At 45.4% G+C, this 11483-nt stretch carries 11 protein-coding genes; all 11 read left to right on the plus strand.

Annotated elements, in window-relative coordinates; all coding sequences use genetic code 11:
• The first annotated feature begins 135 nt into the window (after window positions 1–135).
• The gene (gene mraY / locus BTA30_RS06330; RefSeq protein WP_076760422.1) at window positions 136–1110 is read left to right on the plus strand and encodes a phospho-N-acetylmuramoyl-pentapeptide-transferase; all 975 of its coding nucleotides are present in this window, start codon (window positions 136–138) and stop codon (window positions 1108–1110) included.
• Window positions 1111–2466, plus strand: coding sequence for a UDP-N-acetylmuramoyl-L-alanine--D-glutamate ligase (murD, locus tag BTA30_RS06335; protein WP_076760423.1), 1356 nt, complete (start codon window positions 1111–1113; stop codon window positions 2464–2466).
• 51 nt (window positions 2467–2517) lie between these two features.
• Entirely contained in the window at window positions 2518–3618 is a 1101-nt protein-coding gene (gene spoVE, locus BTA30_RS06340) for a stage V sporulation protein E (protein ID WP_076760424.1), read from the plus strand.
• 81 nt (window positions 3619–3699) lie between these two features.
• The gene (murG, locus tag BTA30_RS06345) at window positions 3700–4797 is read left to right on the plus strand and encodes an undecaprenyldiphospho-muramoylpentapeptide beta-N-acetylglucosaminyltransferase (protein ID WP_076760425.1); all 1098 of its coding nucleotides are present in this window, start codon (window positions 3700–3702) and stop codon (window positions 4795–4797) included.
• A gap of 28 nt (window positions 4798–4825) precedes the next feature.
• Window positions 4826–5737 carry a UDP-N-acetylmuramate dehydrogenase gene (gene murB, locus BTA30_RS06350; protein ID WP_076760426.1) on the plus strand — a complete coding sequence of 304 codons (912 nt, stop codon included), beginning with the start codon at window positions 4826–4828 and terminating at the stop codon, window positions 5735–5737.
• A gap of 204 nt (window positions 5738–5941) precedes the next feature.
• Window positions 5942–6730, plus strand: coding sequence for a cell division protein FtsQ/DivIB (locus BTA30_RS06355; RefSeq protein ID WP_076760427.1), 789 nt, complete (start codon window positions 5942–5944; stop codon window positions 6728–6730).
• Window positions 6727–7419, plus strand: coding sequence for a DUF881 domain-containing protein (locus BTA30_RS06360; RefSeq protein ID WP_076760428.1), 693 nt, complete (start codon window positions 6727–6729; stop codon window positions 7417–7419). The genes BTA30_RS06355 and BTA30_RS06360 overlap by 4 nt, the downstream gene beginning before the upstream one ends.
• A 25-nt stretch (window positions 7420–7444) precedes the next feature.
• Entirely contained in the window at window positions 7445–8170 is a 726-nt protein-coding gene (locus BTA30_RS06365) for a DUF881 domain-containing protein (protein ID WP_076760429.1), read from the plus strand.
• Window positions 8170–8523, plus strand: a complete 354-nt coding sequence (locus BTA30_RS06370) for a small basic family protein (RefSeq protein ID WP_076760430.1) — start codon at window positions 8170–8172, stop codon at window positions 8521–8523. The genes BTA30_RS06365 and BTA30_RS06370 overlap by 1 nt, the downstream gene beginning before the upstream one ends.
• 183 nt (window positions 8524–8706) lie before the next feature.
• Entirely contained in the window at window positions 8707–10005 is a 1299-nt protein-coding gene (ftsA, locus tag BTA30_RS06375; RefSeq protein WP_076760431.1) for a cell division protein FtsA, read from the plus strand.
• A gap of 34 nt (window positions 10006–10039) precedes the next feature.
• Window positions 10040–11173 (plus strand): cell division protein FtsZ, encoded by a 1134-nt coding sequence (gene ftsZ / locus BTA30_RS06380; RefSeq protein WP_076760432.1) that lies wholly within the window; start codon window positions 10040–10042, stop codon window positions 11171–11173.
• Window positions 11174–11483 lie beyond the last annotated feature (310 nt).

The following is an 11483-nucleotide window of genomic DNA, read 5'->3' on the forward strand; positions in this document are numbered from 1 at the left end:
AGAACTACAGGAAAGAGTTGTTAAAGTGATGGATGCGTTCAAAATAAATCAACATATGAAAAAAAACAATGAATATGATAAATGCGTATGCTGCTTCTTAAAAGCAGACGATGATGCGGAAAGGAGAGAAGAACCATGCTGGAGCAAGTGATTCTGTTTACGATCATCATGGGCTTTCTCATTAGTGTTCTTTTATCTCCGGTCTTCATCCCGTTTTTAAGAAGGCTTAAATTTGGGCAGAGCATTCGTGAGGAAGGCCCGAAATCCCACCAAAAAAAATCGGGCACACCGACAATGGGCGGTGTGATGATCATTTTATCAATTATCGTCACAACGATTGCTATGACAATGAAATTTTCAGAAGTCAGCATAAACATGTTCATGCTGCTGTTTGTCACGGTTGGCTACGGTCTTCTCGGATTTTTGGACGATTATATTAAAGTTGTGATGAAGCGGAACCTCGGCCTTACATCAAAACAAAAACTGTTCGGCCAAATCATCATCGCTGCGGTGTTTTACGTCGTATACCATGTTCAGGGATTGCCGACCGATATCCGCATTCCGGGCACGGATGTATCGTTTGATTTTGGCTGGGCTTACCTGATCCTCGTCATCTTTATGCTTGTGGGCGGCTCAAACGCTGTCAACTTGACAGACGGGCTTGACGGGCTTTTATCGGGAACAGCGGCGATCGCATTCGGCGCCTTTGCGATTTTGGCGTGGAACCAGTCACAATATGATGTTGCGATATTCTCTGTTGCCGTTGTCGGCGCTGTACTTGGATTTCTTGTATTTAATGCTCATCCCGCAAAGGTCTTTATGGGGGATACGGGCTCTCTTGCTCTCGGGGGGGCAATCGTTACAATCGCGATCCTGACGAAATTGGAAATTCTCTTGGTCATCATCGGCGGTGTATTCGTCATTGAAACCCTTTCTGTCATTTTACAAGTCATTTCATTTAAAACGACCGGCAAAAGAATTTTCAAAATGAGCCCTCTTCATCATCATTACGAGCTTGTGGGCTGGTCAGAGTGGAGAGTCGTCGTTACTTTTTGGACAGCGGGACTTCTGCTTGCCGTCTTAGGAATTTACATCGAGGTGTGGTTATAAGTGGATACTCAAGATCTATTAAGAAATCAAAATGTGCTTGTATTGGGGCTGGCGAAAAGCGGATATGCTGCTGCTTCGATCCTGCATGAAAAAGGCGTCAGCGTTATCGTCAACGATCAAAAGCCTTTTGAAGAAAACGAACCTGCACAGATTCTCGCTGAAAAAGGAGTAGAAGTCATCTGCGGTACGCACCCGACAGAGCTGTTCGACCTGCATTCGATTGACATTCTGATTAAAAATCCGGGAATCCGCTATGAAAATGTGATGGTCGAAGAGGCCCTGAAAAGAGGCATCCCTGTCTGGACGGAGGTTGAACTCGCCTATCATCTGACAGATGCGCCGTTTATCGGCATTACCGGTTCAAATGGAAAAACGACAACGACAACGCTTGTTTATGAAATGCTGAAAGCCGATTCGAAAAAGGCAGTCGTCGCGGGCAATATCGGCACTGCGGCAAGCGAGGTGGCGACTCAGACCAGCGGGGACGAGTGGATCGTCACAGAGCTTTCATCTTTTCAGCTGATGGGGACTTATCAATTCAGGCCGAAAATCGGTTTATTATTAAACGTATTTGACGCCCATCTTGATTATCACCATTCACGGGAGAATTATGAGCATGCCAAACAGCAGGTCTATCGAAACCAATCGGAAACAGACGTTGCCGTTGTTAATTTGGACGATGAAACAGTCGTCCGGCTCGCCGATTGTTCAAAAGCGGAGAAAGTCTATTTTTCAGTCCGCCAGGTGCTGGAGTGCGGCGCCTGCGTCAAAGACGGAATGATCATGTTTAATGATAAACAAATCATGCCGCTGGAAGACGTTGTTTTGCCTGGAGAGCATAATCTTGAGAACATTCTGGCTGCGCTTTGCATCGTCAAGACAGCAGGGGTATCCGATCAGGCTGTCCGCCAAGTGCTGACGAGCTTTACAGGGGTTAAGCACAGAATGCAATACGTAACAACGATCAAAAACCGATTGTTTTACAATGACAGCAAAGCGACAAACATCCTGGCGACAAAAAAAGCGCTGTCTGCTTTTCAAAAACCGGTGATTCTGCTAGCCGGGGGACTGGATCGCGGGAATGAATTTGATGAATTAAAACCGCATATGGCGCTTGTCAAAGCGATCATCACATTCGGCGAAACGGCCCCTAAGTTCGAGAAGCTTGCGGAAGAAATGGGAATACAACAGGTTAAACGTGTCGATAATGTTGAACAAGCAGCATCTGCGGCGTTCAGCCTGTCAGACGAAGGAGATGTCATCCTTCTGTCCCCGGCGTGTGCAAGCTGGGATCAGTACAAAACATTTGAAGAACGTGGTGACATGTTTGTAAACGCCGTGCATATGCTTAAATAAGGGCTTGTCTTGATCACTGGCCCTAAGAAATAAAGCTTGGGGTGTTCGGCTTTGCAAACAAATAAAACGTCACCGGATTTTTTATTGGTTATCATTACGTTATTACTGCTAACAATCGGACTGATCATGGTATACAGCGCCAGTGCGGTATGGGCGACATACAAATATGATGACTCCTTTTTCTTCGCGAAGCGGCAGCTCTTGTTTGCCGGAATTGGGGTCATCGCCATGTTTTTCATCATGAACGTCGACTACTGGACATGGAGGACTTATGCGAAGATTCTCATCATCGTCTGTTTCTTTCTTCTGGCGATCGTTCTGATTCCCGGAATCGGAATGGAACGGAACGGATCGCGAAGCTGGATCGGCGTCGGCGCATTCAGCATTCAGCCGTCCGAGTTTATGAAGCTTGCGATGATTGCGTTTTTAGCCAAATTTCTATCAGAAAAGCAAAAAAATATAACATCGTTCAGAAAAGGCTTTATGCCGGCTCTAGGCATTGTCTTTTCCGCTTTTTTAATCATTATGATGCAGCCTGATCTCGGGACAGGGACAGTCATGGTCGGCACTTGCATTATCATGATATTTGTGGCGGGAGCGAGAATTTCGCACTTTGTGTTTCTCGGTCTGATCGGTCTCAGCGGATTTATCGGCCTCGTCTTGTCGGCCCCATACCGGATCAAAAGAATCACATCCTATTTGAATCCTTGGGAAGACCCTTTAGGAAGCGGCTTTCAAATCATCCAGTCGCTTTACGCCGTCGGTCCCGGCGGACTTTTCGGCCTCGGCCTCGGCCAAAGCAGGCAAAAGTTTTTTTATCTGCCTGAGCCGCAGACAGACTTTATTTTTGCCATTTTATCGGAAGAACTCGGATTTATCGGAGGATCGCTGATTCTTTTGCTCTTCAGCTTCCTTTTATGGAGAGGCATCAGAATTGCACTTGGTGCGCCTGACTTGTATGGCAGCTTTGTCGCCGTCGGCGTCATTTCAATGATAGCGATACAGGTGATGATCAATATTGGAGTCGTGACCGGACTGATTCCTGTAACAGGCATTACCCTGCCGTTCTTAAGCTACGGAGGTTCATCACTTACCTTGATGCTGATGGCGGTCGGTGTGCTGCTGAATGTCAGCAGGTATTCAAGATATTAGTCACATGAAGCAATTTGCCGATAACCCTGTTGCCAAAAGCAGGGTTATCGGCATGTACATAAGAAATAAGGGGGAAAACAGATGCGGATCGTTGTAAGCGGAGGCGGTACGGGCGGGCATATTTATCCCGCTCTTGCGTTTATTAAAGAAGTCAAACAGCATCATCCAGATGTGGAGTTTTTATATATCGGAACGGAAAAAGGACTTGAGAAAAAAATCGTCGAGCGGGAAAGCATTCCCTTCAAAGCGATTGAAATTACAGGCTTTAAAAGAAAGCTCTCATTTGAAAATGTCAAAACCGTCATGCGTTTTTTAAAGGGAGTGAAAGAGTGCAAGAACGAATTAAAGCGATTTAAGCCGGATGCTGTAATCGGAACCGGCGGCTATGTGTGCGGACCTGTCGTATATGCCGCCTCTAAACTGGGGATCCCGACGATCATCCACGAACAAAACAGCCTTCCTGGACTCACCAATAAGTTTTTATCCAAATATGTTGATAAGGTAGCGATTTGTTTCGAGGAAGCAAAATCTCATTTTCCTGCAGAAAAAGTTGTGTTTACAGGAAACCCAAGGGCGTCTGAAGTCGTCTCTATAAAAGGAGGGCAGTCTCTGGCCGCTCTCGGACTCTGCGAGGACAAAAAAGCGGTCCTGATTTTTGGAGGCAGCCGCGGTGCAGCGCCGATCAACGAAGCAGTCATCGCGATGCAAAGCGAGCTGAAAAAACGGGATTATCAAGTTCTTTATGTCACGGGAGAAGTTCACTATGATAAAGTAACAGCAGCGCTTGAAAAAGAAGGAGCTGCTGACAATATGGTCGTTAAGCCGTTTTTGCATCAAATGCCTGAGTATTTAAAAGCGCTCGATGTCGTGGTGGCGCGGGCCGGTGCAACGACAATCGCGGAAATTACGGCGCTCGGCATTCCAAGCGTATTGATTCCGAGCCCGTATGTCACGGCCAATCATCAGGAAGTCAATGCAAGCTCGCTCGGCGCGCGGAACGCCGCAGTCGTTTTAAAAGAATCAGAGCTTAATGGAGACCGCTTAATTCAAGCGATCGATCATATTTTACAAGATGAAAAGACGTTCAAAGAGATGAGTGAGCGCACAAAATCTCTCGGTGTGCCAGATGCAGCACAGCGGTTGTACAATGTGCTGAAAGAACTGAAAGCGAAAAAATGATAAGACAGAAGGATGTTGGAGGTTTTCGATGGATAAGGTGATACAAGAATTAAAAGAGCTTGAAGTCGGCAAAGTTCTGGAAAACGAACCGCTTGCAAATCATACAACGATCAAAATCGGAGGGCCTGCGGATGTGCTGGTGGTTCCGAAAAACCTTCAGGCGGTTCAGGATACAATGAAGGTGGTCAAGAAGCACGGCGTAAAATGGACGGCGATTGGCAGAGGCTCCAACCTCCTTGTTCTTGATGAAGGAATAAGAGGCGTCGTCATCAAGCTTGGCGCAGGCCTTGATCATATGGAAATCGACGGCGAGCAAGTGACTGTAGGCGGCGGCTATTCTGTCGTAAGGCTTGCAACGGGCATCAGCAAAAAAGGGCTTTCAGGCCTCGAATTTGCTTCAGGCATTCCGGGCTCTGTCGGCGGAGCCGTTTACATGAACGCCGGAGCCCACGGCTCTGATATCAGCCGGATTTTGGTCAAAGCATTGATTCTCTTTGAAGACGGAGAGATGGAGTGGCTGACGAACGAAGAGATGGCATTCAGCTACCGTACGTCCATCCTGCAGAACAAGCGGCCGGGAATCTGCCTTGAAGCCGTCCTTCGGCTTGAACAGAAAGAACGCGATGCGATCGTCGCACAGATGCAAAAAAATAAAGACTACCGAAAAGAAACACAGCCAGTTTCCAATCCGTGCGCAGGCAGCATTTTCAGAAATCCGCTCCCGGATCATGCGGGCCGGCTAGTTGAACAAGCCGGATTGAAAGGCCATCAGATCGGGGGAGCAAAGGTCTCCGAGATGCACGGCAATTTCATTGTTAACGCGGGCGGCGCCACGGCAAAAGACGTTCTTGATTTAATTGCATTTATTCAAAAAACGATTAAAGAACAATATGATATCGATATGCACACTGAGGTTGAAATCATCGGAGAAAAACGATAAACAGCCTCTAAAATCAGATCGCCTTATGATATAATAAACAAAAAGCAAACGGCATCCTTGTATGTCGTTTGTTTCGCTAATGGAAGTTTTTCCTTTTTTAGCTGATACCGTGTTTCCCGATTGGGGGAGCGCGTCTTTTTTCGAAAAAAAAAGAGCAAATAAAAGTCTTTTTGTCTGCTTTATTTAATCTGAGGTGAGCCATTAGTGAAACCCGGTATTGATAAAGAAAAAGTAGTGAATATAGAAGAACGGATTCCCAAAATTAAAGAACAGAGAAAGCAAAAGGCAAACCGCCGGCTGATCACATTTATTCTGCTCTTTTTCACGATGATGCTGATCATCATCTACCTGCAGACGCCGATCAGTAAAGTGTCGACGGTTGAGATTAAAGGCAATCAAAACGTTTCAAAAGATGAAATCATGTCCCTGTCTTCGATCTATGAAGGACAAACGGAATTCTGGAGCCTCAATAAGCAAAAAATCGAAGACAAGATCGAGCAGAATAAATTAGTAAAAAAAGCCGAAGTCTCTAAAAAACTGCCCAATAAAATTGCGATCTCTATCGAAGAGTATAAAAGCATTGCTTTTTTGCAAAAAAATAATGTGTACTACTCCGTCCTGGAAAACGGAACGGTTCTTCCCGATGAAGTGACACCGACTGATGTCGGACCGATCCTGAACCATTGGACGGACGATGATAAGCTCGTTCAAATGGCAAAACAGCTGAACAGCCTTCCTGACTCTGTAAAAAAATCGATTTCCGAGATCAACTATACACCTAAAAAATCAAACCCTTGGCTGATCAGGCTGTATATGAATGACGGCTATATTGTGACCGCTTCGATAAAATCTTTTGCCAAGAAAATGGACAGCTATCCAGCCATCGTAAAGGAGCTGCCAAAAGGAGAAAAGGGAATCATTCATTTGGAAGTTGCGACTTACTTTGAACCACTGAAAAAAACGAAAGACAGCAAAAAGGAAGACGAACGTTGAAAAGACATACAGTCAATCTCTCATTGGCCATGCTCGTCCTCGGTTTTCTTTTGTCTTTTTCATATCAATTTGCAAAAGAGAACAAAGACCGCGATGAAACCGCCGAGGACTGGAAAGAGGAGTATTCGCTGCGCGACCGGCTGATCTCACAGGAAAAGCAAAACAAGAAGCTGGAGCAAGACTTATATAAGAAGCAGCAGGAAGTTCAGAAAACGGAAGCGGCGCTCAAAAAGGAAAAAAAGGAATATTACAACATATTGGAAGACGTTGAGAGGTACAGAATGTTTGTCGGCGAAATCGGTGTTCAGGGCGAAGGAATTGAAGTCACGCTGAAGGATGCTTCATATATTCCTGAAGGGGAGAACGTCAACAACTATATCGTCCATGAAAGCCACATATTCCATTTACTGAATGAACTTTGGATCTCCGGCGCGGCGGCCGTGTCGATCAACGGACAGCGTGTGACGCATCATTCCTACATATCCTGCAACGGCCCTGTTATCACAGTTGACGGCAACCAGCATCCTGCTCCTTTTGTCATTTCAGCCATCGGTGAAGCTGATGTGCTGATGCCCGCGCTGAACATTGCAGGAGGACTTGTAGATCAGCTAAATCATGATCATGTATCAGTCAGCATTGAAAAAAAAGATAAGATCGAGATGGAGCCTCTTTTAAAACAGGGGGAATGAAAGATGAAAAGTTGGTGGGCTGATCTTGAAGAAAAACAATCGTTTCATCAGTTTAAGCGTGCTGATGCTCATATTCGGAATCATGCTGTCCGTGCAGTTTAATTCCCTGAAGGAGCCTGAAGTACGGGATACGAGGGATGTCTGGGAGCTCAGGGAAGACTTGAAAGAAGAGCAAAAAAAACAGCTGAATCTGATCGGCGAAATTGATAAATATGAAAAAATGCTCAGCACTTACCAGCATCAAGAAGAAAACTCACGGACAAAAGCATTGAATGAAACGCTTCAAAACCTAAAAAAACAGGCCGGCTTCACAGACGTCGACGGCAGCGGAATCACAATTAAAATTTCTCAGCTGTTCTCAGATGAATTGACGGGAGAACCGATTGAAAATCCGCCCCCTGATCTTCTGAAAAAACTGATCAATGAATTAAATATGTATGAGGCGGAGGAAATATCGATCAATGACAGAAGGGTTATCAATACGACAGTGATCAGAGATATCAACGGAACGACGAAAATTGACGGATATCCTTTGGACAACTATCCGATAACAGTAAAAGTCATCGGCAAAAACGCCGATAAACTATATAGCCGAATGAATGCTTCAACCCTTCAAGATCTGTTTGCGGGAGAAAACCTGGATTTACAAATCGAGAGGCCTGAGGAACAAATCAAAATCAAAGCTTACGAAGGTTCAATGCATACCTCGCCATTGAAACCGCTCGAAAAATCAAAAGGAGAGAATTCCTAATGTGGCTTCCGGTTCTAGGCCTTTTGCTCGGAATTGCAATCGGGTTCAGCTCGAATTTTACAATTCCGGAAGAGTACTCTAATTATTTGTCCTTAGCGATTCTCGCATCACTCGATACACTGATCGGAGGCATAAGGGCTCATTTGGAAAGTGCATATGATGAACTAGTTTTTGTGACCGGCTTTTTTTTCAACATTATTCTCGCGATAAGTTTGGCTTTTCTGGGCGTTCATCTTGGTGTAGACTTGTATTTAGTCGGCATGTTTGCATTTGGCGTCAGACTTTTTCAAAACATCGCAGTGATCAGAAGAATACTGCTTGCCAAATGGACGGCTTCCAGAAGAAAAAAATAAAAAAAATCGGATTTAAAAGAGGATATACATAGGATATAACGAATATTCACAGTAATCCTAAAACTAAAAAGAAGCGTATTGGTTTTTTATTGATTGTTACACACTTGTAAAACCAGATTCATTGTATTGTTGTTCGGCAAATAATAGAATAGAATTGACTGAAATGTGAGGAGGTGCCATAGAATGAACAACAATGAACTTTACGTCAGTCTAGACATCGGTACGTCCAATATTAAAGTGATCGTCGGTGAAATGTCAGACGAATCTCTTAACATTATCGGAGTCGGAAATGTTCCCTCAGAGGGGCTGAAAAAAGGGTCAATCGTTGATATAGATAAAACGGTTCATTCTATAAAAAAAGCGTTTGAACAAGCTGAAAGAATGATAGGTTTTCCGCTGACCCATGCAATTGTCGGCGTTAATGGGAACTACATCCATATTCAAGAAACGAGCGGTGTAGTGGCGGTTTCCAGTGAAAATAAAGAAATACAAGTTGAAGATGTGCGCAGGGTCATGGAGGCGGCTCAAGTTGTTTCCATCCCGCCGGAACAGCTGATCGTTGATGTGATTCCGAGGCAGTTTATCGTTGACGGAAGAGGCGATATAACAGATCCGAAAAAGATGCTCGGTGTCCGGCTTGAAGTAGAGGGATCGCTCATTACCGGATCAAAAACGATTTTACATAACCTGCTCCGCTGTGTGGAACGGGCAGGCATTGAAATTACGGATATATGCCTGCAGCCGCTGGCGACCGGATCTGTTGCCTTATCAAAAGATGAAAAGAACCTCGGAGTGGCTTTGATCGACATTGGGGGAGGATCGACGACCGTTGCTGTTTTTGAGGACGGCGATCTTCTTGCAACCCGAGTCGTTCCCTTGGGAGGAGAGAACATTACCAAGGACATTTCAATCGGCCTCCGCACTTCCACTGATGAGGCTGAAAGGGTCAAAAAACAGTTTGGATATGCTTTCTATGAAGAAGCGTCAGAAGAGGAAGCATTTGAAGTCGCCGTGATCGGGACAGACCAAAAGCAAACCTTTACTCAGCGGGAAGTGGCTGACATCATTGAAGCCAGGCTCGAGGAGATCTTTGTATTCGTGGCAGAAGAACTGCAGAACATGGGTATTAAAGAATTGCCGGGCGGGTTTGTGCTCACGGGAGGACAGGTGGGAATGCCTGGTGTCCTCAGTCTTGCACAGGATGTTCTTCAAAATAACGTCAGAGTGGCTAGCCCGAATTATATCGGTGTGAGAGAACCTCAATACATGACAGGTGTGGGTCTCATCCAATTCGCTTACCGCAACGCAAAAATCCAAGGCAGAAAAGTAGGGTTTAAAATGCCGACGGAAGCGGTTCAGGAAGTCGCGGCTTCCCATCAGAAAGAAGTGCAGCAGCGTCCGAAACCAAAATCTAAGCAGCAGGCTCAAGCTGAGAAAAAGCCGAGCAAAATGAAGAAAATATTTAACTTCTTTTGGGAATAGAGATTAGTCATTCGACGGATTAGGAGGATTTAGCATGTTAGAGTTTGAAACAAATATAGACGGCTTAGCATCGATTAAAGTAATTGGAGTAGGTGGCGGAGGAAACAACGCCGTCAATCGGATGATTGAAAATGGCGTTCAGGGAGTCGAGTTTATTGCGGTCAACACGGATGCGCAGGCTCTAAACCTTTCAAAAGCGGAAACGAAAATGCAGATCGGTGCGAAGCTGACGCGCGGGCTTGGCGCTGGAGCCAATCCGGAAGTCGGCAAAAAAGCGGCAGAAGAAAGCAAGGAACAAATTGAAGAAGCGCTGAAAGGCGCTGACATGGTGTTCGTTACGGCTGGAATGGGCGGCGGAACAGGTACGGGAGCTGCTCCTGTCATCGCACAGATCGCAAAAGATTTGGGCGCCTTGACTGTCGGCGTTGTGACAAGACCGTTTACTTTTGAAGGCAGAAAAAGACAGCTTCAGGCAGCTGGAGGCATTACAGCAATGAAGGAAGCCGTCGACACCCTGATCGTGATTCCGAATGACCGTCTTCTCGAAATCGTTGATAAGAATACACCGATGCTTGAAGCGTTCCGTGAAGCGGACAACGTTCTCCGCCAAGGTGTACAGGGAATTTCAGACCTGATTGCGACACCGGGGCTGATCAACCTTGATTTCGCGGATGTGAAAACGATCATGTCCAATAAAGGTTCTGCATTGATGGGTATCGGTGTGGCAACAGGTGAAAACCGCGCTGCCGAAGCTGCCAAAAAAGCTGTTTCCAGCCCGTTGCTTGAAACGGCGATTGACGGTGCACAAGGCGTTCTCATGAACATTACAGGCGGTACAAACCTAAGCCTGTATGAAGTTCAGGAAGCGGCTGATATCGTTGCTGCAGCGTCTGACCAAGACGTCAACATGATCTTCGGATCTGTCATCAATGAAAATTTAAAAGATGAGATTGTCGTCACAGTAATCGCGACCGGCTTTATTGAACAGGACCAAGATGTCGCAAAGACGCAAAGACCTTTAAATCAAGGCTTAAAACAGCATCATCAGCCAGCTCCGAAACGGGAGCCGAAGCGCGAGGAACCAAGCATGCCGCACCGCAGCACATCACAGCCTGCCGAGGACACGCTTGATATCCCGACATTCTTAAGAAATCGGAATAAACGCTGATTTACATCATATGTGAGGCTGCTGACATCAAGTCGGCAGCCTTTTTTTATCCGCCAGCTCCTTCAAAAGCCTTAATTATCATGTCTTCTGAAGCCAACCACTCCGAAAGACTTGTACCAAACCTCTCTCTTTCCTCCTGAATGTACCGGTTTTCTTTTTTATCCGTCATCAGACCGAACTATTTATAAAAACAGGTCATATGTAAAAAGAACGAATTTACAAATCAATACAGAAAACATGACAAAAAACGACAGAATCTATAAGCTTTTTCTTTTACAGTATAAATATCTTCTTTTTCCAGTCAAAGAAA

This window comes from Bacillus swezeyi (genome assembly GCF_001969815.1).
Taxonomy (GTDB): Bacteria; Bacillota; Bacilli; order Bacillales; family Bacillaceae; genus Bacillus; species Bacillus swezeyi.

What these genes read in the sequence shown, in the direction of transcription:
- murB (WP_076760426.1), top strand. Translation starts at nt 4,826, where the DNA reads ATGGATAAGGTGATACAAGAATTAAAAGAGCTTGAAGTCGGCAAAGTT.
- ftsZ (WP_076760432.1), top strand. Translation starts at nt 10,040, where the DNA reads ATGTTAGAGTTTGAAACAAATATAGACGGCTTAGCATCGATTAAAGTA.
- mraY (WP_076760422.1), top strand. Translation starts at nt 136, where the DNA reads ATGCTGGAGCAAGTGATTCTGTTTACGATCATCATGGGCTTTCTCATT.
- murG (WP_076760425.1), top strand. Translation starts at nt 3,700, where the DNA reads ATGCGGATCGTTGTAAGCGGAGGCGGTACGGGCGGGCATATTTATCCC.
- BTA30_RS06370 (WP_076760430.1), top strand. Translation starts at nt 8,170, where the DNA reads ATGTGGCTTCCGGTTCTAGGCCTTTTGCTCGGAATTGCAATCGGGTTC.
- ftsA (WP_076760431.1), top strand. Translation starts at nt 8,707, where the DNA reads ATGAACAACAATGAACTTTACGTCAGTCTAGACATCGGTACGTCCAAT.